Source organism: Enterobacter cloacae complex sp. SHL022 (genome assembly GCF_049237785.1).
GTDB lineage: Bacteria > Pseudomonadota > Gammaproteobacteria > Enterobacterales > Enterobacteriaceae > Enterobacter > Enterobacter hormaechei_C.
On the sequence record NZ_JBMKJH010000006.1, the window covers coordinates 62,525 to 83,746 of the forward strand.

Annotated in this window: 17 protein-coding genes; 7 read left to right on the forward strand and 10 right to left on the reverse strand. The window is 56.3% G+C overall.

Going from position 1 to position 21,222, the window contains the following annotated elements; all coding sequences use genetic code 11:
* Positions 1 to 435 carry a DMT family transporter gene (locus tag ACOTZD_RS13730; protein ID WP_003857304.1) on the reverse strand — a complete coding sequence of 145 codons (435 nt, stop codon included), beginning with the start codon at positions 433 to 435 and terminating at the stop codon, positions 1 to 3.
* A 98-nt stretch (positions 436 to 533) separates the two neighbouring features.
* Between ACOTZD_RS13730 and ACOTZD_RS13735 the strand changes: the two genes are divergently transcribed.
* Complete coding sequence (locus ACOTZD_RS13735) at positions 534 to 1,466, forward strand: LysR family transcriptional regulator (RefSeq protein WP_023324609.1); 933 nt, start codon at positions 534 to 536, stop codon at positions 1,464 to 1,466.
* A 3-nt stretch (positions 1,467 to 1,469) separates the two neighbouring features.
* Here ACOTZD_RS13735 and ACOTZD_RS13740 read toward each other — a convergent pair whose 3' ends face one another.
* On the reverse strand, positions 1,470 to 2,498 hold the full coding sequence (locus ACOTZD_RS13740) for a methionine synthase (protein ID WP_003857302.1): 1,029 nt from the start codon (positions 2,496 to 2,498) through the stop codon (positions 1,470 to 1,472).
* Positions 2,495 to 3,499, reverse strand: coding sequence for a DUF1852 domain-containing protein (locus ACOTZD_RS13745; protein WP_022651153.1), 1,005 nt, complete (start codon positions 3,497 to 3,499; stop codon positions 2,495 to 2,497). The genes ACOTZD_RS13740 and ACOTZD_RS13745 overlap by 4 nt, the downstream gene beginning before the upstream one ends.
* Positions 3,500 to 3,667: 168 nt before the next feature.
* Between ACOTZD_RS13745 and ACOTZD_RS13750 the strand changes: the two genes are divergently transcribed.
* Entirely contained in the window at positions 3,668 to 4,207 is a 540-nt protein-coding gene (locus ACOTZD_RS13750) for a DUF2058 domain-containing protein (RefSeq protein WP_003857300.1), read from the forward strand.
* Between the two features lie 7 nt (positions 4,208 to 4,214).
* On the opposite strand, the gene ACOTZD_RS13755 is transcribed toward ACOTZD_RS13750, so the two are convergent.
* On the reverse strand, positions 4,215 to 4,901 hold the full coding sequence (locus tag ACOTZD_RS13755; RefSeq protein WP_421636312.1) for an RluA family pseudouridine synthase: 687 nt from the start codon (positions 4,899 to 4,901) through the stop codon (positions 4,215 to 4,217).
* A gap of 90 nt (positions 4,902 to 4,991) precedes the next feature.
* Positions 4,992 to 5,597 carry an FMN-dependent NADH-azoreductase gene (gene azoR / locus ACOTZD_RS13760; RefSeq protein ID WP_174402345.1) on the reverse strand — a complete coding sequence of 202 codons (606 nt, stop codon included), beginning with the start codon at positions 5,595 to 5,597 and terminating at the stop codon, positions 4,992 to 4,994.
* 203 nt (positions 5,598 to 5,800) lie between these two features.
* On the opposite strand from azoR, the gene hrpA reads away from it, so the two are divergent.
* Complete coding sequence (gene hrpA, locus ACOTZD_RS13765; protein WP_174402346.1) at positions 5,801 to 9,703, forward strand: ATP-dependent RNA helicase HrpA; 3,903 nt, start codon at positions 5,801 to 5,803, stop codon at positions 9,701 to 9,703.
* An 84-nt stretch (positions 9,704 to 9,787) separates the two neighbouring features.
* Here hrpA and ACOTZD_RS13770 read toward each other — a convergent pair whose 3' ends face one another.
* Genes ACOTZD_RS13770 through ACOTZD_RS13780 form a run of 3 tightly spaced genes read right to left on the reverse strand, consistent with a single transcriptional unit; the run spans position 9,788 to position 13,921 of the window.
* Positions 9,788 to 11,167, reverse strand: coding sequence for an efflux transporter outer membrane subunit (locus tag ACOTZD_RS13770; protein ID WP_174402347.1), 1,380 nt, complete (start codon positions 11,165 to 11,167; stop codon positions 9,788 to 9,790).
* On the reverse strand, positions 11,164 to 12,246 hold the full coding sequence (locus ACOTZD_RS13775; protein WP_003857294.1) for an HlyD family secretion protein: 1,083 nt from the start codon (positions 12,244 to 12,246) through the stop codon (positions 11,164 to 11,166). The genes ACOTZD_RS13770 and ACOTZD_RS13775 overlap by 4 nt, the downstream gene beginning before the upstream one ends.
* A 22-nt stretch (positions 12,247 to 12,268) precedes the next feature.
* Positions 12,269 to 13,921, reverse strand: coding sequence for an MFS transporter (locus ACOTZD_RS13780; RefSeq protein ID WP_003857293.1), 1,653 nt, complete (start codon positions 13,919 to 13,921; stop codon positions 12,269 to 12,271).
* 214 nt (positions 13,922 to 14,135) lie between these two features.
* Between ACOTZD_RS13780 and ACOTZD_RS13785 the strand changes: the two genes are divergently transcribed.
* The 3 genes from ACOTZD_RS13785 (at position 14,136) to cybB (ending at position 17,187) form a co-directional block, all read left to right on the forward strand.
* Positions 14,136 to 14,930, forward strand: a complete 795-nt coding sequence (locus tag ACOTZD_RS13785) for a YdcF family protein (RefSeq protein WP_421636313.1) — start codon at positions 14,136 to 14,138, stop codon at positions 14,928 to 14,930.
* Between the two features lie 199 nt (positions 14,931 to 15,129).
* Positions 15,130 to 16,569: an aldehyde dehydrogenase gene (gene aldA, locus ACOTZD_RS13790; protein ID WP_174402348.1), complete on the forward strand. Its 1,440-nt coding sequence runs from the start codon at positions 15,130 to 15,132 to the stop codon at positions 16,567 to 16,569.
* Between the two features lie 87 nt (positions 16,570 to 16,656).
* Positions 16,657 to 17,187 carry a cytochrome b561 gene (gene cybB, locus ACOTZD_RS13795; protein WP_003857288.1) on the forward strand — a complete coding sequence of 177 codons (531 nt, stop codon included), beginning with the start codon at positions 16,657 to 16,659 and terminating at the stop codon, positions 17,185 to 17,187.
* Between the two features lie 41 nt (positions 17,188 to 17,228).
* Here the strand turns inward: cybB and ACOTZD_RS13800 are convergent, their stop codons facing one another.
* Together ACOTZD_RS13800 and ACOTZD_RS13805 are read right to left on the reverse strand one after the other, a co-directional pair.
* Positions 17,229 to 18,296, reverse strand: coding sequence for an oxidoreductase (locus tag ACOTZD_RS13800; protein WP_023314112.1), 1,068 nt, complete (start codon positions 18,294 to 18,296; stop codon positions 17,229 to 17,231).
* 13 nt (positions 18,297 to 18,309) lie between these two features.
* Entirely contained in the window at positions 18,310 to 19,053 is a 744-nt protein-coding gene (locus tag ACOTZD_RS13805) for a DeoR/GlpR family DNA-binding transcription regulator (protein ID WP_022651161.1), read from the reverse strand.
* 733 nt (positions 19,054 to 19,786) lie between these two features.
* Between ACOTZD_RS13805 and ACOTZD_RS13810 the strand changes: the two genes are divergently transcribed.
* Complete coding sequence (locus ACOTZD_RS13810; RefSeq protein WP_023324619.1) at positions 19,787 to 21,124, forward strand: TolC family outer membrane protein; 1,338 nt, start codon at positions 19,787 to 19,789, stop codon at positions 21,122 to 21,124.
* The last annotated feature ends 98 nt before the right edge of the window (positions 21,125 to 21,222 follow it).

The following is a 21,222-nucleotide window of genomic DNA, read 5'->3' on the forward strand; positions in this document are numbered from 1 at the left end:
TTACCCCTGCGCCACGAGAATGAGCGCGGCGATGATAAATCCCAGCGCAATAATGCGTTTTGTATCGATCCTGCGGTGCGGCGTACCCAGCAGGCCATAGTGGTCAATAATCAGGCTTTTAAAAACCTGGCCTGCCAGAATGCCGATCATCGTCATGGCAATGCCGATCGCAGGCGTGGCAATGGTGAGAATGATGACGTAAACCGGGCCGAGCACGCCGCCCAACAGGTGCCATGAAGGCTGCGCAAAAAATGAGGGACTGTTGCGGGGGCTGAAAAACAGCATCAGCAGAAACGTTAGCCCCGTTCCCACGCTAAATATGCTGAACGCCGCCCACAGGTCGCCCACCTCTGCGCCCAGCGGCCCCAGCAGCCCGGCTTCCACGGACAGCCCCATGCCACCGGCAATCACCAGTAAAATTAAAATAATGTGCATAACGCTTTTTCTCCTTTTTCCAGGCGGTGAAGATTACGTCTGAACATCATTGAGAAAAATGCCATAATGCAGGAAACACCTGTGCAGGAAATGCATTAATGATAGATGCCGGACATATCAGCATTCGCGCGCTGCTGATCTTCATCGATGTTTATGAAACGCAGAATTTCTCCGTGGTGGCGAGGCGGGAAGGGATTTCTGCGTCGCAGGTCTCACGCGTGATCCACCAGCTTGAGGACGCCCTCGGGCAACAGCTTTTCTACCGCAACACGCGGGCGATTATGCCCACAGAGAGCGGGCATCTTTTTGTGCGCTATGCCCGGGCGATGGCCGGGAATATGGAGGACGCGCGACGCGAGCTGGATGAACGCGCCCGCGAGCCGTCGGGCACGCTGCGTATCAATGGCCCGGTCTTTTTCGGACAGAGGCACATCGCGCCGGGCCTGCCGGGGCTTCTGGCGCGTTACCCGCGCCTCTCCATTGAACTGACCCTCACCGACGATTTTATCGATCCGCACCGTGACGCCGCGGACGTTATCTTCCGCATCGGCGCGCTGACGGACTCCTCGTTTCACGCCCGGGTGTTCGGGCAGCAGTTCTACCATCTGGCGGCCTCGCCGGACTATCTGCAAAAACATGGCGCACCCGAGGGGCCGGACGATCTCAGCCGTCACCACTGTCTGGTTTACCGCGGCTCGTCCGGGCCTAACCGCTGGCTGATCCGACAGCCGGGCGAGGCGTGGGTTCACTATCCCATCGTACCGCTGATGACTTCCAATAACGCGGAAACGCTCCTGATTGCGGCGCTGGGCGGTATGGGCGTTGTGCTTTTCCCGGACTGGATGGTGAGCGAACGACTCAAAAGCGGTGAGCTGGTGGCACTGCTGCCGGAAATGGAGTGTTCAATTAATACGGAGCCATTGACGATTGCGGCGATTTACCCGAACGCGCGTCATCCGCCCCTGAACGTCAGGGCGGTGATTGATTACTATATTGAGCGATTCGGTACGCCGCTGTACTGGCAAACCTGAAGGTTAGCGGGCAAGCTCGCGACGGATAATGTCAGCCCCGGCGCTTAACGCCTTCAGCTTACCGTTGGCGACCTGGCGGGAAAGGGGAGCCATACCGCAGTTGGTGGACGGATAGAGCTTATCTGCATCAACAAACTGCAACGCCTTGCGCAGCGTATCGGCGACCTCTTCAGGCGTTTCGATGGTCTGGGTGGCGACGTCAATTGCCCCGACCATCACTTTTTTACCACGGATAAGCTCCAGCAGATCCATTGGTACGCGCGAGTTATGGCACTCCAGCGAGATAATATCGATCTTTGAGGTCTGCAACTTTGGAAATGCCTCTTCATACTGGCGCCACTCGGAGCCGAGCGTCTTTTTCCAGTCCGTATTGGCTTTGATGCCGTACCCGTAACAGATATGTACCGCGGTTTCGCATTTCAGTCCTTCAATGGCGCGCTCCAGCGCGGCAATGCCCCAGTCATTCACCTCGTCGAAAAAGACGTTAAAGGCAGGTTCATCGAACTGAATAATGTCGACACCGGCCGCCTCCAGCTCGCGGGCTTCCTGATTAAGGATTTTTGCGAACTCCCAGGCCAGCTTTTCACGGCTTTTATAGTGAGCATCGTATAGCGTGTCGATCATGGTCATCGGGCCGGGCAGCGCCCACTTGATCGGCTTGTCCGTCAGCTGGCGCAGGTATTTCGCGTCGTCAACAAACACCGGTTTCTGACGCGCCACCGCGTCTACCACGGTCGGCACGCTCGCATCGTAACGGTTACGGATGCGTACCGTCTGACGGTTCTCAAAATCCACGCCGCTGAGATGTTCAATAAAGGTGGTGACGAAATGCTGGCGAGTTTGTTCCCCGTCGCTGACGATATCAATCCCGGCGCGAATCTGTTCATCCAGAGACAAACGTAGCGCATCCTGTTTCCCTGCAAGTAATTCCTCGTCCTGGAGTTTCCACGGCGACCAGAGCGTTTCCGGCTGCGCAAGCCAGGTGGGTTTCGGCAGGCTGCCAGCCGTCGATGTCGGGAGCAATGTTTTCATGAGAAGAACCTTTTATCCGTATTAAATGAAAGCGTGAAGTGATGAGACCACTGCTCAAGAAGGGTTTTGTAGGGTTTGATAAACCGCTCTTCGGTATATTTCCCCTGTTCAATGGCCAGCCGGCTGCGCTCTTCACGGTCATAGACGATTTTTGTTAATGAGTGATCTTGCTGATTCAGGTCGGGCTGATAGCACTGTCCCGCAGCGGAATTGGCATTGTAAATTTCCGGTCGATAGATCTTCTGGAACGTCTCCATGGTGCTGATGGTGCCGATCAGCTCCAGATTGGTGTAATCACGCAGTAAATCGCCGGTGAAGAAGAAGGCGAAAGGCGCGACGCTGTTTTCCGGCATGAAATAGCGAACCTTCAGGCCCATCTTCGCGAAGTACTGTTCCGTTAGCGACTCGCCGTCCGGCTGGTACTCATACCCCAGCACCGGGTGGTGGTTACCGGTACGACGATAGGTGTCTTTGCTGGAGACGCTCAGGCAGATCACCGGCGCTTTTTTGAAGTTCGCCTGATATTCCTCAGAATGAACGAAGCTTTTAAAAATATTACCGTGCAGCTCGCCAAAATTCTCAGGGAGGGTAAAACGGGGTTGATCTTTATTATGCTCCAGCAGCAGGACGCTGAAATCATAGTCACGAACATACGATGAGAAGTTATTTCCGACGATGCCTTCGATGCGCTCGTGGGTTTTTTTATCCACAATCGTCGTTTGCAGAATTTCGATGGCCGGGAAGGTAAAATCGCCGCCGATATTCATATCGACTGAAATAATCTCCAGCTCGACGGCATAGCGGTCCGCCTTTGGGTTATCCCAGCTCGCCAGCGCGTTAAAGCGGTTGTTGATCATCACCAGCGTGTTGCGCAGGTTCTCCTGACGCTTCTCGCCACGCGCCAGGTTGGCGAAGTTGGTGGTGGTACGCGTGTTTTCTGACGGGTTATAATTTTCATCAAAGCAACTGCGCTTAAGGGTAAATGTGAAAGCCTGACTCATTTGGTTATGCATCCTAAGTTCATGTTGCCGGAACGTTATCAATGCATAATTTATGCCTGAGCCACTGGCGCAGGGGAAGTGACTTAATTTCACTGCGTCATGAGGGTTCTTCATGAACTGCGCGATTCAGGTATAATCCCCCGACATTTCCAACCGGTTTAAACGAACATGACAAAACTCACCCTGCAAGAGCAGATGCTGAAAGCGGGCTTGGTCAGCAGTAAAAAGATGGCGAAGGTCCAGCGCACGGCGAAAAAATCCCGCGTCCAGGCTCGCGAGGCGAGAGAGGCTGTTGAAGAGAACAAGAAAGCCCAGCTGGAGCGTGATAAGCAGCTGAGCGAACAGCAAAAACAGGCAGTGCTGGCAAAAGAGTTCAGGGCGCAGGTGAAGCAGCTGATTGAGATGAACCGCATCACCGTGGCGAAGGGCAACATTACCTTTAACTTTACCGACGGCAACCTGATCAAAAAAATCGAGGTCGATAAGCAGACGCAAACCCAGCTGATCAACGGCCGTCTGGCGATTGCCCGACTGGTGATTAATGCGAAGGGCGACTGTGATTACGCGATTATCCCGGCGGTGGTGGCGGATAAAATTGCCCAACGCGATGCGGACAGCATTGTGCTTAACAGCGCGCTGAGTCAGGAAGAGCAGGACGAAGACGATCCGTACGCAGACTTTAAAATCCCTGACGATTTAATGTGGTAATCCCCGCTCAGAATGGCGCGGCGTGACAGGCGTTTATCGTCTCGCCGCTCAGCGGATGAATAAAATTCAGAACGCTGGCATGCAGCATCAGCCGGGGCGTTTCTTCCGCGCCCGGCCATTCCAGACCACCATACAGATCGCACCCCAGAATAGGGTGGCCTAACTGCTGGCAGTGAATGCGCAGCTGGTGGGTGCGCCCGGTCTCCGGGGTAAGCTCTACCCGCGTCAATGGCATTGTCGTATCCTGATAAATACGTTCCATCACCCGATAGCGAGAGCGAGCGGGCTTACCGGTGCGGGCACAGATCGTCATCAGCGGAAACAGTGCCGGATCTTTGGCAATCGGGGCATCCACGGTCCCTTCGTCCTGTTCCACATGTCCGCACAACAGGGCGGTGTAAACCTTGCTCACGGCGCGCTGGCTGAACTGGTGGCAAAGCGCGGCGTTAACCGCCTTGTTACGCGCAATGACCATCAGGCCCGAGGTGCCAAAATCAAGGCGATGCACCAGCGTGCAGCCAGGAAAGGTTTGCACCAGACGATGGTGAACGGAATCACGGTTTTGCGGATTTTTTCCCGAGAGGCTAAGCAGGCCGGAAGGTTTGTTGATCAGCAGCAGATGCTCGTCCTGCCAGAGGATCTCAATGTCGTCGTGACAGGGTGGTGCAATAAACGTATCGATAATGACAGACATCAGGCCGCCGGGCTGGAGAGTGGGTGCGGATGATAACGAAATATGCAGGAAAAGAAAAACCCTCCCACCGGGCGGTGAGAGGGGGAGATCTTAGGCAGCGACCAGGCTGTCGATAGCGGCTTTCGCGTCGGACTGCGCTTTGGTAGCCACTTCCGGGCCGTAAGCGATACCTTCAGCGAACACAAAGTTCACGTCGGTAATGCCGATGAAGCCGAGGAACAGCGTCATGTACGGCGCCACCAGGTCGGTTGGGGTATCTTTGTGAATACCGCCGCGGCTGGTCAGGACGATAGCGCGTTTACCTTTTACCAGACCTTCCGGGCCGTTCTCGGTATAACGGAAGGTTACGCCAGCGCGCGCCACCAGGTCGAAGTAGTTCTTCAGCTGGGTAGGAATGTTGAAGTTGTACATTGGGGCGTTGATCACGATAACGTCGTGCGCCTGCAATTCAGCAATCAGCTCGTCGGAAAGCGCCAGGGCTTCCTGCTGACGCGGGGTAAGAGGCGCATCGCTCGGACGCAGCGCGCCAACCAGCTCGCCGTCCAGCACAGGAATTGGGTTTGCCGCCAGGTCACGCACGGTGATTTCATCCGCGTTGTGCTGTTCACGCCACTGTTCAACGAAATAGTCAGACAGCTGACCAGACTGTGAATACCCTGCCAGAATACTGGATTTCAACACTAATACTTTGCTCATGGGAAATTCCTGTTTTGTATTTGATTGAGGGGGTTGCCCCGTTGCTTGTTGACACTTTATTCACAATCCTGCCACAGGGATAGCGCAATATATCGAAGCCTATGTTCGAATTTTTTGAATAAGGCGCGCAAAGCGCTGATGTGGTACTCTATAGCAATCATTAAAAAGAGATTTTATCCGGCAGTGCACTGCCCGTTAACGCTATGACAGAACACCAAAAATTGACCTTCTCCATGCTGATGCAAAAGCTTGATTCACTGATGCTGCGCGATAAACAGCGGTTTGCGCGCCGTCTGCACGGCGTTAAGAAGGTTAAAAATCCTGATGCACAACAGGCCATTTACCAGGAAATGGCCAAAGAGATTGAACAGGCGGCAGGGAAAGTTGTGCTGCGTGAAGCCGCACGCCCGGAGATTACCTATCCGGAAAACCTGCCCGTCAGCCAGAAGAAACAGGACATTCTTGAGGCCGTACGCGACCACCAGGTGGTGATCGTCGCGGGGGAAACCGGTTCAGGTAAAACCACTCAGTTGCCGAAAATCTGCATGGAGCTGGGCCGCGGGTTGAAAGGGCTGATCGGTCACACCCAGCCGCGTCGTCTGGCGGCGCGCACCGTGGCGAACCGTATTGCGGAAGAGCTGCAAACGGAGCCGGGCGGCTGCATCGGCTACAAGGTGCGATTCAGCGACCACGTCAGCGATAACACCATGGTTAAGCTGATGACCGACGGTATCCTGCTGGCGGAAATCCAGCAGGATCGTCTGCTGATGCAGTACGACACCATCATCATCGATGAAGCGCACGAGCGCAGCCTGAACATCGACTTCCTGCTCGGCTACCTGAAAGAGCTGCTGCCCCGGCGTCCGGATCTGAAAATCATCATCACCTCTGCGACCATTGACCCGGAGCGTTTCTCAAAACATTTCAACAATGCGCCGATCATTGAAGTCTCAGGCCGAACCTACCCGGTTGAAGTGCGCTATCGCCCGATTGTGGAAGAGGCGGACGATACCGAGCGCGACCAGCTTCAGGCCATCTTCGATGCCGTCGACGAGCTGGGCAACGAGAGTTCTGGCGACATTCTGATCTTCATGAGCGGCGAGCGCGAGATCCGCGATACCGCCGATGCGCTCAGCAAACGCGATCTGCGCCATACCGAGATCCTGCCGCTGTACGCGCGCCTGTCCAACAGTGAGCAGAACCGCGTGTTCCAGCCGCACAGCGGACGCCGCATCGTGCTGGCGACCAACGTGGCCGAAACCTCGCTCACCGTGCCGGGCATTAAATACGTGATCGACCCGGGTACGGCGCGCATCAGCCGCTACAGCTACCGAACCAAAGTTCAGCGCCTGCCGATTGAGCCGGTTTCCCAGGCGTCGGCTAATCAGCGTAAGGGCCGCTGCGGCCGCGTGTCGGAAGGGATCTGTATTCGTCTTTATTCGGAAGACGATTTCCTGTCGCGCCCGGAGTTTACCGATCCGGAAATTCTGCGGACCAACCTGGCATCCGTTATCCTGCAAATGACCGCACTGGGGCTGGGCGATATCGCCGCCTTCCCGTTTGTGGAAGCGCCGGATAAACGCAATATTCAGGACGGGGTGCGCCTGCTGGAAGAGCTGGGGGCCATCACCACCGACGAGCAGGCGACGGCCTACAAGCTAACGCCATTGGGCGGCCAGCTTAGCCAGTTGCCGGTCGACCCGCGTCTGGCGCGCATGGTGCTGGAGGCGCAAAAACACGGCTGCGTGCGCGAGGCGATGATCATCACCTCGGCGCTCTCCATTCAGGATCCGCGCGAGCGCCCAATGGACAAGCAGCAGGCGTCGGATGAAAAACACCGTCGCTTCCACGATAAAGAGTCTGATTTCCTGGCCTTTGTGAATCTGTGGAACTACCTGGGCGAGCAGCAAAAAACGCTCTCTTCAAATCAGTTCCGCCGTCAGTGCCGGGTGGATTTCCTCAACTACCTGCGCGTGCGCGAGTGGCAGGATATCTATACCCAGCTGCGCCAGGTGGTAAAAGAGCTGGGCATTCCGGTCAACAGTGAACCGGCGGAGTACCGCGAAATTCATATCGCCTTGCTGACCGGCCTGCTGTCCCATATCGGGATGAAGGATGCGGATAAACAGGAATTTACCGGCGCACGCAACGCGCGTTTCTCCATCTTCCCGGGCTCCGGGTTGTTTAAAAAGCCGCCGAAGTGGACCATGGTCGCCGAGCTGGTGGAAACCAGCCGTCTGTGGGGGCGTATCGCCGCGCGTATCGATCCGGAGTGGGTTGAGCCGGTGGCGCAGCACCTGCTGAAACGCTCATACAGCGAGCCGCACTGGGAGCGCGGGCAGGGCGCGGTGATGGCGACGGAAAAAGTCACCGTCTATGGCCTGCCGGTGGTCGCTGCGCGTAAGGTTAACTACAGCCAGATCGATCCGGCGCTGAGTCGCGAGCTGTTTATCCGCCATGCGCTGGTGGAGGGCGACTGGCAGACGCGTCATGCGTTCTTCCGCGAAAATCTCAAGCTGCGCGCCGAGGTGGAAGAGCTTGAGCACAAGTCCCGCCGCCGCGACATTCTGGTGGACGACGAGACGCTGTTTGAGTTTTACGACCAGCGCATCAGCCACGATGTGATCTCGGCGCGCCATTTCGACAGCTGGTGGAAGAAAGCCAGCAAAGAGACCCCGGACCTGCTCAACTTTGAAAAGAGCATGCTGATCAAAGAGGGCGCGGAGTCGGTCAGCAAGCTCGACTACCCGAACTTCTGGCATCAGGGCAACCTCAAGCTGCGTCTGACCTATCAGTTTGAGCCGGGGGCCGACGCGGACGGCGTGACCGTTCATATTCCGCTGCCGCTGTTAAACCAGGTCGACGAGAGCGGGTTTGAGTGGCAAATTCCCGGCCTGCGCCGCGAGCTTGTCATTGCGTTAATCAAATCCCTGCCTAAACCGGTGCGGCGTAACTTTGTGCCGGCGCCGAACTACGCCGAAGCGTTTTTGGGCCGCGTCACGCCGCTGGAGCTGCCGCTGCTGGACGCGCTGGAGCGTGAGTTCCGACGCATGACCGGGACCACCATCGACCGCGACGACTGGAACTGGGATCAGGTGCCCGATCACCTGAAAATCACCTTCCGCGTGGTGGACGATAAAAACAAAAAGCTGCTGGAAGGCCGCTCGCTTTCGGAACTGAAGGACGCCCTGAAGGGCAAAGTGCAGGAAACCCTGTCTGCCGTGGCGGACGACGGTATCGAGCAGAGCGGGCTGCACATCTGGAGCTTTGGTCAGCTTCCGGAAAGCTATGAGCAGAAGCGCGGGAACTATAAGGTCAAAGCCTGGCCCGCGCTGGTGGATGAGCGCGACAGCGTGGCGATTAAGCTCTTTGACAATCCGCAGGAACAACAGCAGATGATGTGGCGCGGGCTGCGTCGACTGCTTCTGCTTAACATCCCGTCGCCGATTAAGTATCTGCACGAGAAGCTGCCGAACAAAGCCAAGCTGGGGCTCTACTTTAACCCGTACGGTAAGGTGCTGGATCTGATCGACGACTGCATCTCCTGCGGTGTGGATAAGCTGATCCACGAGGCGGGCGGTCCGGTCTGGACGGAAGAGGGCTTTGCTCAGCTTCATGAAAAGGTGCGCGCGGAGCTGAACGACACCGTGGTGGAGATTGCCAAACAGGTCGAGCAGATCCTTACCGCCGTGTTCAATATCAACAAGCGCCTGAAGGGTCGGGTGGATATGACCATGGCCCTGGGGCTGTCGGACGTGAAGGCGCAGATGGCGGGGCTGGTGTATCGCGGCTTTGTGACCGGCAACGGCTTTAAGCGTCTGGGCGATACGCTGCGTTATTTGCAGGCGATTGAGAAGCGTCTGGAGAAAATGGCGGTCGATCCGCATCGCGATCGCGCGCAGATGCTGAAAGTCGAAAACGTGCAGCAGGCGTGGCAGCAGTGGCTCAACAAACTGCCGCCAGCGCGTCGCGATGACGACGACGTGCGGGAGATCCGCTGGATGATCGAGGAGCTGCGCGTCAGCTTCTTCGCCCAGCAGCTCGGTACGCCGTATCCGATTTCGGATAAGCGTATCTTGCAGGCGATGGAGCAGATCTCCGGCTAAAACCGTTGCCCGGTGGCGCTGCGCTTACCGGGCCTACGGGAGAGCATGTGGGCCGGGTAAGGCGCAGCGCCACCCGGCATGTTTTCACGCACTGCTCCAACCGCCGCCCAGCGCTTTATACAAATCAATTTGCGCCAGCAACAGGTTGTTTTTCACCTGTACCACGCTGGTCTGCACCGAGAACAGCGTGCGCTGCGCATCGAGCGCATCCAGATAAGAAGAGTACCCGTTGCGGTAGCGGTTTTGCGCAATCCGCAGCGTCTCCTGCGCGACCGCCTGCTGTGCCAGCAGCTCGGTAAGCTGTTCCTGATAGCGGGTGATGGCATCAAGGCTGTCATTCACCTCAGCAAACGCGTTACGCACGGTTTTTTCGTAGCTATACAGAGCCTGATTCCGCTGGGACTGGGAGATATCCACCTGCGCATTCAGCGCCTGACGGTTCAGCAGCGGCGCAAGAATACTGCCGCCCACGCTCCAGAGCTGTAGGGGGTTATCCAGCAATCCCGACAGCGTGCGATCCTGCACCGATCCCGTGGCCGTGAGGTTGATTGACGGCAGCAGGCTGGCGCGCGATGCCGCCAGCGTCGCGTCTGCCGCAATCAGCTGACGTTCCGCCTGAACGATATCCGGGCGCCGGTTGAGTAGTGTCGACGGCAGCTGGGAGGGCAGTTTCAGCGGCGTCAGGGCATCAAAGCTTTCACCGCGCGCAACGTCACCCGGGTTGCTGCCCAGCAGCAGGCTAAGCGCATTTTCCTGCTGTGCAATCTGGTGCTGAAGCAGTGGAACCTGGGCGCGGGTGGCGCGCAGCTCAGAATCCGATTGCATCAGCTCAAGGCGAGAGCTGTATCCCGTCTCAAATTGTCGTTTGGCGAGATTGAACGCCTCTTCACGCGACTTCAGCGTGGATTGGGTAACGCGAAGCTGTTCATCCAGCGACAGCAGGGTGACATACCCGGAGGCCACCGATGATGCGACGGTAAGATCAGCCGCCGCTGCCGCCGCCTTTTGTGCCTCCAGCGATGCTTCAGCGGCACGGGAGGTGCTACGGTTTACGCCCCAGATATCCACGTCGTAGCTGGCGGTCAGGCTGCCTTTGTACAACGTACCGTATACCGGAAGCCCCGTGGCGGCGGACTGCGAGCGTGCGCGCGTCCCGGTCACGCCCGCGTCAAGCGACGGGAACAGACTGCCGTCGGCGGCGAACACCCGGGCCTGGTACTCGTTAATCCGCTCGCGTGCAATCAGCACGTCGCTGTTGTTCTTCAGCGCCTGATCCACATAGCGGTTCAGATTGCTGTCGTGAAAATTTCGCCACCAGAGCTGCTCTGTCGGGCTGGCTGGCCCCGACGTCGCGCGCCACTGGGCCGGTATGTGCAGGGACGATTTGGCGGGCTCAACGTCAACCGACTGGCATCCCGCCAGGATAGCCATCATCAGCAGGCCGGCTATCGGGCGAAGCGTCATTGTTTCGCCTCCCGCGTGTCGATGGTCACCTGCACCGACATGCCAGGGCGCAGCAGCCGGTACGCCTCCGGCTCACCGAGTACTTCAATGCGTACCGGGATGCGCTGGGCGATTTTAACAAAGTTGCCCGTGGCGTTATCCGGGGTGATAGCGCTGAACTCGACGCCTGTGGCCGGGGATATGCTCTCCACGCGGCCCTGATAGGCTTTATCGTTTAAGGCATCGACGGTGAATTTCACCGGCTGTCCGACGCGTAAATTCGCCAGCTGCGTCTCTTTGATATTGGCGATCACCCAGTGCTGCGGCGGGACCAGCGTGGTAAGGTGCGTCCCGGCGGCGACGTAAGCCCCCAGACGCACTGCAATCTGCCCGAGCTGACCATCACGCGGCGCGACAATCCGGGTGTTTTGCAGATCGATCTGCGCCAGCTCCAGCGCGGCTTTTGCATTCTCAACGTCGGCCTCCAGCGAGCCGCGATTGACGATAACCGTTTGTAAATCCTGACGCGACATCTCAAGCGTTGCTTTCGCCTGGTCGATATCGGCGCTCCCCTGGGCGGCACTGGCCAGTGCCGAATCGCGCTCGCGAATGGAAAGGGAGCCGTCCGCGGTCAGCTCTTTCACGCGTTTCAAATCCGCCTGGGTTTTCAGACTTTGGGCACGGGCGTTTTTCAGCGCCGCCTCGTTTTTGGCAATCACCGCTTCCGCGCTTCTGCGCTGTTGCAGGTTGTTATTAAGAGCTGCAATTTTCATTGCCAGCTGCGCCTCGGCCTGATGGACGCGCTGGCGATAGATACGGTCATCTATCTGCAACAGCAGCTCGCCTTTTTTAACCTGCGCGAAATCCTGAACATGGACCTCGGTAATGTAGCCGTTTACCTGAGGACTGATGAACGTAGTCTGGCCGCGCACGTAGGCGTTATCGGTAAACTGGGCATGACGCGTGAACGGGGGCAGCTGCCAGGCATAAAGGATCACCAGTACCCCGACAATGCCGATAGCCGCGGCGGTGAAAATGGACACGACGCGCACGTTTTTACGGGTGTTGGCCTGCTCTTTGGCGGCATCCTGCTGACTCATAACCTCTCCTGAAAAATAGTCATTACTTGTTGCCAGTGGCGTTCTTAAGGGCCATACGGGCGGTGATGCGCAGGCGCAGCAAGCGCCATAAAATCCAGACCAGCGTGGCAGTGGCAATGCTCGCCGTCAGGAGATAAGTATCGTTGTAAGCCAGAATGTTTGCCTCAAGCGCCGTCACCGTCTGGAGCTGGGTAATGGCCTGGGTTCCCAGCAGGGAACTGTCGCCAATCAGGCTTTTGTACATCTGGGTGTAAAGCTGAATGCGTTCGTTCACCAGCGGGTTAAGGGTGGTGAGCTGGTCAGCCAGCAGGCTGGAATGGTACTTCTCGCGCCAGGTCTGGAAGGTGCCGAGGATCGCGGAACCCAGCAGGCCCCCAAGGTTCTGACTCATGCCAAACATCACGGAAAAGCTGACCAGGTTGCGCGGGTCGGCGATCACCCCGCCAATGGCTGCCAGCATCGCAGGCGCGAGGAAGAAAGCGCTGCCGAAGCCCAGCAGGAACTGGCTGAAAATAAGCTGATCCGGCCGGGTCAGGTTGTTGGACTGGCTGTCCAGCAGCGAGGCGACGATCATCAGCACCAGCGAGGTGATTATCGGCCAGGCCAGTTTAGTGGGCTTAATCGTCAGACAGCTGGTGACGATACCGCAGACGATCCCGGCGAAAATAGCCCACGCCAGATGGGTCATCTGTTCATTCTGTAGGCCCACATATTGCAGCCAGCCGATGACGCCCGTGTTCTGCTCCGCCAGTACGATGCGGATCAGCAGCATAATCAGCCCCAGGCGTACGATGCTGCCGCTGGACAGCCAACGGGTATTAAGCAGCGGGTTGCTGCGGTTATGTTCAAACACGATCGCAGAGACAATCAGCACCAGCGAGAGGGCCAGCGCCCAGCCGATCCACGGCGCTTCAAACCACCAGTCCAGACGCCCTAGCGAAAGAACCGCGCACAGCAGCGCCATGCCGGGCGCAAGCAAAAAGAAGGTGATGAAATCTTTTTTCTCGAAGACTTTGCGCCGATCGCCCGGCGGCAGCTTTAGCACCATCACGCAGGCCAGGGAGATCAGGGCCAGACCCAGCTCGAAGAAGTACAGCCCGCGCCACTCATCAAGCTGTAACAGCTCGGTGGAGAACAGCCGCGCCAGCGGGATCGCCAGCGACGACCCGGTAATGCCAATGGTCAGCGCCTTCAGTCGATGCTTCGCGGGCCAGGCCTGTATCTGGTAATAAATGCCGAGCGAGCTGAGCGCGGCGGCGACCATCCCGTGCGCCGCCCGTACCATCAGCGCCGAGCTAAGATCGTTCACAAACAGGTGGAAAAAGGTGACCAGCACATACAGCACCAGGAAGCCTTCCGTAAAGGCGCGCAAACCGTACTGCTGGCGAAACTTTACCAGCAGCAGGTTGATGGAAACGTTGGTCATGACATAGACGGCAGGCAACCAGGCGATTTCAGTCGACCAGGCGCCAAAAGTGCCTTGCAGATTTTGCAGATTAGCGGTGACGACCGCGTTACCCAGCGCCCCGGTCAGACATACCAGCAGGCCGACCACGCCATAAGCGATCCGTTTTGGGGTTGGATGTTCCGGGGTGGAAGGGGAACCCAGCAGGGCGGGTTTCTCGTGTGGCTGCCACTCGCGAGGAGCATAAGGGTCGCGTTGGGGCAGGCGCATAACGTGGTTTACCTTTCAAAATGTTGAATTGTGAGCGGGCTAATGATTCTAAGGCTGACGCAAATCATAATTCAAGTGAATACGATTTTCTCAAGTTAATCAAATGTGAGTGCTTTTTGAGAACGTTCCAGCCCGTTTTTTCAGCATTCATGCCATAGCATGACGCGCAGAAAGGGGGATAATCGATGGCTCTGTATGCTGTAAGGAGGTAACGATGACAATGGCACTTTTCCCCTGTCTGCCTGGCACAACCCTCGACGCCGTGAATACCGTTGGGGCGTGGCTTGCTCAGGACGACTATCAGGACAATCAGCCCGTTGATCTGGTGATTCTGGCGGGTAATGCGGTGATCCCCGCGATTGATGCTGCCTGTAAAAACGCGGCTGAACAGGGTGTTCCTCTGATCATCAGCGGCGGGATCGGTCACTCGACGACCTACCTCTACGCCGCGATTGCGAAACACCCCCGCTATAACAGGATACCCACCACCGGGCGGGCTGAGGCAGCTATTCTGGCCGACATCGCCCGTGAATTCTGGAACATTCCGGCTGAGCATCTTCACGTTGAGGATCAGTCGACCAACTGTGGTGAAAACGCCCGCTTCAGCCGGGCGTTGATGAAACAATCCGGACTGAACGCCGCCCGGGTGCTGGTGGTGCAGGACCCGACGATGCAGCGGCGCACAATGGCTACGTTTGCCCGCGTATGCCGCGACGAGGCCGCAGCGCCCGCATGGGTGAGTCATCCCGGCCTGACGCCCGTGCTGCAAAACAGCGACGACGGTCTGGTGTTTAGCGGCCCGGCCGAGGGGTTATGGCCGGTAGAACGTTACCTGTCGCTGGTGCTGGGTGAATTTCCGCGACTCAGGGACGACATCAACGGCTACGGTCCGGCGGGACGTGATTTCATTGCCCATGTCGATATCCCTGCCGACGTGGACGCCGCGTGGCAGATCCTGCGAAACGACGTCATTCTCACCGACGCGCTGGTGAGCCGTTCTCTGCTGTAATGCTCTTGCCCGTTTGCGCCATCTTTTACGCAAACGGGCAGCCTTTGTTGCCGATTTGTGATTTTGGAAACGGGCTGCCCCGTATCTTTTATGAGATATCTCACAAAAACAGACTCATAGAGTAGGCAATTGCCCCGGTAATTATAGTTTTTAACAATAAGTTTACTTGTTAAAAACAGTGTGATTACAGGAGCAGGTTATGACAGTACCCGTACAACATCCTATGTATATTGATGGACAGTTTGTTGCCTGGCAGGGTGATGCATGGATTGACGTGATCAATCCGGCCACGGAAGAGGTCATTTCCCGTATTCCCGACGGCACCGCCGAGGACGCCCGCAAAGCCATTGACGCGGCAGAGCGCGCGCAGGCTGGCTGGGAGGCGCTGCCAGCCATTGAACGCGCCAGCTGGCTACGCAAAATTTCCGCCGGGATCCGCGAGCGCGTCAGTGAAATCAGCGCGTTGATTGTGGCCGAAGGCGGCAAGATCCAGCCGCTGGCGGAAGTGGAAGTGAACTTTACCGCTGACTATATCGACTATATGGCCGAGTGGGCGCGCCGGTATGAAGGGGAAATCATTCAGAGCGACCGTCCGGGCGAGAATATTCTGGTGTTTAAGCGTGCCCTTGGCGTCACCACCGGCATTCTGCCGTGGAACTTTCCATTCTTCCTGATTGCCCGTAAGCTTGCTCCCGCGCTGATCACCGGCAACACCATCGTTATCAAACCGAGCGAATTTACCCCAAACAACGCCATTGCGTTTGCCAAAATCGTCGATGAGATTGGCCTGCCGAAAGGCGTCTTTAACCTGGTGCTGGGCCGGGGTGAAACCGTCGGACAGGAGCTGGCCGGGAATCCGAAAGTGGCGATGGTCAGCATGACCGGCAGCGTCGGGGCAGGTGAAAAGATCATGGCTGCGGCTGCGAAAAACATCACCAAAGTGGGGCTGGAGCTGGGCGGTAAAGCCCCGGCCATCGTGATGGACGATGCCGATCTTGAGCTGGCCGTGAAGGCCATTGTGGATTCACGCGTCATCAATACCGGGCAGGTGTGTAACTGCGCGGAACGTGTCTATGTCCAGAAGGGGATCTACGACCGCTTTGTGAATCGTCTGGGCGAGGCAATGAAAGCCGTCCAGTTTGGCAATCCGGCTGAGCGAACGGATATTGCCATGGGGCCGCTGATCAACGCCGCCGCGCTGGAGCGCGTGGAGCAGAAGGTGGCGCGCGCGGTGCAGGAGGGGGCCAAAGTGGTCCTTGGCGGTAAAGCGGCAGAAGGTAAAGGGTATTTTTATCCCCCAACGCTGCTGCTGGACGTGCGTCAGGATATGGCCATCATGCACGAAGAGACCTTTGGCCCGGTGCTGCCGGTGGTGGCTTTCGACACCCTGGAAGAGGCCCTGAACATGGCCAACGACAGCGACTACGGTTTAACCTCGTCTGTTTATACGCAGGACCTGAACGTCGCCATGAAAGCCATTAAGGGGCTTAAGTTCGGCGAGACCTACATTAACCGTGAAAACTTTGAAGCGATGCAGGGCTTCCATGCGGGCTGGCGGAAATCCGGAATCGGCGGGGCAGATGGTAAACACGGTCTGAATGAGTATTTGCAGACGCAGGTGGTCTATTTACAGTCGTAATCAGGAGCCCCCTCCATGCGAGGGGGTTCACATTTTCAGGAAAGGTGGTTATGTTGGCGCGATAATGGTTATTTATCGGGAAACAACATGCGCACAAAATATACGGGTCTGCAAATCAGCATTCACTGGCTGGTTTTTCTGTTAGTTATTATGGCCTATTGCGCCATGGAGTTCAGGGGATGGTTCCCGCGAAGCGATCGTCCGCTCATTAATATGATCCACGTTTCCTGCGGGATCAGCATCCTGGTGCTGATGGTGGCGCGCCTGCTTATCCGCCTCAAATTCCCGGCTCCGCCTATTCAACCGAAACCAAAAGCGATGATCACCGGGCTGTCCCATCTGGGGCATCTGGTTATCTACCTGCTGTTCATTGCGCTGCCGCTGATCGGCATGGTGATGATGTATAACCGGGGAAATGACTGGTTTGCGTTTGGCCTGACGATGCCGCATGCGGCGGAGGGGAATTTTGACCTGGTGGATACGCTAAAAGCGTGGCACGTGACGCTGGCGAATCTGGGATATTTCGTGATTGGTTTGCACGCCTTTGCCGCGCTGATGCATCACTATTTCTGGAAAGACAACACGCTGCTGCGGATGATGCCAAAAAAGCGTCAGTAACCGATAATGCCCTGCGAACCCGCAGGGCATTTTTTTGCGGCTTATTGCAGTTGCGCGCGCTCCTGCGCCGTTAAGTCCAGTTCCTGAGTTGTACCCGTTTCTGAAGATTTTACCGCCGCTTCCAGCACCGCCATCACCGCCAGGGCTTCCACCGGCGGGACCGGGTTGTCAATCTTGCCGTTCAGGGCATCGCGCACGTTTATATAGTACTGCCGCTGGTCGCCTTTTGGCGCAGGGATAGCGCTGGCTTCACCCTGGGCATTAAGCAGCACCATAGCGTCGCTGTCTTCACCCCAGCTTTCACTACCCGGAATGACGCCTGCCAGCAGCTGGGCTTCCTGCTGATCGATGCGCGCTTTCACCACGCTAGCCTTGTCACCGTGAATGGTAAAGCGGGATACGCCGCCCGCCACCAGCATGCTGCAATGGAGGACCACTTTGTGTTCCGGATAATTCAGCACCACGTGCGCCCAGTCGTTAATCTCCGCGCCGTCACGCAGGGTGGCGATGTTGCCCTGTACCGACTGCGGCAGACCAAAAAGCTGTAGCGTCTGGTCAATCATGTGCGGGCCTAAGTCGAACCACAGGCCGCTGCCGGGAACGTTTTGCTCTCTCCAGCGCACGCGAACCTCCGGGCGGAAACGATCGATATGCGACTCAAAATGTTTCACCTTGCCGATGCTGCCTTGCGCAATCACCTGCTTAATGCCGAGAAAATCGCTGTCCCAGCGGCGGTTATGGAAGACAGAAAGCAGCAGCTGTTTTTCTTCAGCCAGCGCAATCAGATCCCGCGCTTCCTGCATATCCAGCGTGAACGGCTTATCTACTACCACATGCTTGCCGGCATTGAGCGCCAGGGTGGCCAGCGGCGCATGGGTCGCGTTAGGGGAGGCGATAACCACCAGATCGATATCCGGGTGCTGAATGGCCTCTTCCGGCGTGGCGACAACGAGCACGTCCGGCAGATCGCGTTTCACTTTCTCTTCATCCCGGGATGAGATCACCGCCAGCTTCAGGCCGTCAACGGACTGGATCAGCGGGGCATGGAACGTCTTACCCACAAAACCATACCCGATCAGCGCAATATTCATTGTCTTCACTTTATTCATGACCTTCTCCACGTTAATGTGCGCAAACGGTAACCTGCACGGCGCTATGGTCCCCGAGCTCTGCCCAGGGACGATCTAAAAACAGTTGATGAATCTCGGATAACCCTGACACCAGATACGGTTCGCACTGGTTGAGTTTTAGATGGTCGGCGACTACCCAGTGCGCCTGGCTTGCGGCCAGCATGGCACGCTTCACTTCGGCATCCGCCTCCTGACTGGCGCTCAATCCGAGTTCGGCATGGATGGCGCATGCGCCAAGGATGGCAATATCCGCCCGGTAGCGAGAGAGCAGTGAAAGGGTGGCGCTTCCGGCAAACAGGCGCTGTTTCTGATCCCACTTTCCACCGAGCAGGATCAGGTCGATACCTTCCCGATCGCTCACCTGTTGGGCGATATCAAGAGAAGGGGTGATGATGGTCAGCGGCCCATGAAGGAAAGAGGCAACGGCCAGCAGTGTGCTTCCGGCATCCAGAAACAGCGTCGAGCCCGCAGGCACGCATTGCGCAACCTGTTTACCCAGCCGCTGCTTGATTTCAGGCAGCAAGGTATTCCTGCTAACCCGGTTCATCGTCGAGAGATTCAGCGCGATGGCGCCACCATGGTTTTTTTGTGCCAGTCCCTGTTTTTCCAGGTCGGTCAGATCGCGACGGATAGTGTCCGCTGAAACCTGCAATCGATCTGCCAGCTCGGTAATGCTGGCCTGGCCTTGTTCAGTAATGATATCAAGCACATATTTCTGTCTGGCGGTTTTATGCATGGGCGCAGTATCCTGCAAAATGTCGCAATACTTCGCATTTTACAGCATTTTGCAGAAAAGGGAATCGGGACAGGCGCGGGATGTTATCCAAAAACAGTTTAATGGTGTGATTATTGATATCGCATTAATCAGTCATCAAAAACATGTATGTATCTTTTAGGTATGTTGTTATCGCTATGTTTTACTTATAAATTTGGCTTAAGCTGCCACATTCCAGCGCCTAATTGATATTTATAACTAATTTGTAATTATAAATTAGTGCATATATCTAACAATCTGTGTTTATAAAGTAAAATAATCCAGTTTTATTCGGTGGATTACTTAAGTTGACATTTCTTTGAAAATCTTTGTGTCTGATTCGGGGTGAAATTAACGCAAAAATGTACACCGGGGTATTTTAGAATTTTCTTTATATTACAGGGGGTTTATTTGTTTCATCTGAAAGGTCTTTTATAACGTTTTGTCCAGAAACCCCATCTTTTTTCTTATTTGTAACAACACATTAACATTGCGGGTGTGGTTGCTTATATCACATTTTGTTATGCTGCGAATCAATAAATATTTAAGTAAATTCTTAAAAGAAAAAAAGGATTGAACGGCTCTCGTCTCAATTGAAATGGGTTAGGGGAACTCTTGCCCGGAATTAATGGAGAAGGGGCAATGGATTTCTGGCGAATTATTTGTACCTCTTCCTGGGTATTTATTTGGCTATCACCTGGAGTCGGGGGATATTATGAAGATGAAATGCAATAACAGGTTACTCAGATTATCTGCCTCCCTGACCTTAATTTCGTTGGTGGTGACTGCGGCTAATGCAAATAACGGCCAGGCGGGGATATCTCCCGTTGCGGCAATGACGATGAAAGAAAGTATTCTTTTCGCTCTCGATCGCGACCCCTCGGTGAGTCAGCAGGCGGCACAGCTGGGGATCGGCCAGGCACAAATAGACGAAGCGCGCAGTGGCTGGATGCCACAAATAGCCCTGAACGGGAGTACAGGTCACAGCCAGACCACCGATTCAAGCGGCTCGTTGCGAAATTCCGCAGCCTGGGGCCTGAGTCTGACGCAGCTGGTGTACGATTTTGGCAAGACCAACAACAGCATCAGCCAGTCTTCAGCTCAGCGTGACAGCTATCGCTACCAGCTGATGAGCACGATGTCTGCCGTCGCGGAAAAAACGGCGCTCAGCTATGTGGAAGTGAAACGCTACAGCGATCTGTTGCAGGCGGCAAAAGAGAACGTGCAGGCGCTTAAAAACGTTGAGCAGCTGGCCAAACTCCGCGCCGACGCTGGCGTAAGCTCCACCTCTGATGAGCTTCAGACCCGCACCCGTATTGCCGGGATGCAGGCGACGGTAGAGCAGTACAATGCATCCCTGAACAGCGCCCGCGCGCGGCTGGCGGTATTAACTGGCATACAGGCTGAACGCTATTCACCGGTTCCGGGTGGTCTGGCCGTGGAGCCGGATTCTCTCAATCGGATTGATTATTCACTGATCCCAACGGTGATGGCCGCGCAGAACATGGAGCGTTCAGCCCAGTACGGCGTAGAAACCGCGAAGTCTCAGCACTGGCCGACCTTAAGCCTGAAAGGGGGCCGGACCCGGTATGAGTCGGATAATCGCGCGTACTGGGATGATCAGATCCAGCTCAATATTGACGCACCGCTTTATCAGGGCGGCGCGGTCTCGGCGCGCGTCCGTCAGGCCGAGGGCGCAAGGGCAATGGCATCGTCTCAGGTCGATCAGGCCCGTTTTGATGTCCTGCAAAAAGCCTCCGTCGCACAGGCCGACTGGACCGGGGCGCGTGGACGAATGGAAGCCGGGAAACGTCAGCTGGAAAATGCGTTGCGCGCCCGCGATGTCTACAAAAATGAATATACCCTGAGCAAGCGCAGCATTAACGATCTGCTCAGCGTGGAGCAGGATGTCTGGTCTGCCACCTCCGCGAAAATAATGGCTGAATACGATGGCTGGAGTGCGGCGATTAATTACGCCTCTGCGGTGGATAATCTCATGCCGCTTATCGGAATAGAGAAAAACGCTGCCGCGAAATTACCTGATTTAAGTTAAAAAAGGCGCGCCTTTCTGCGCGAAATAAGTCAGACAATAATGGGTGATTTTTCCCAAGGATAGCTACATCCCTCTGGTGGACATATCCACAGGAATAC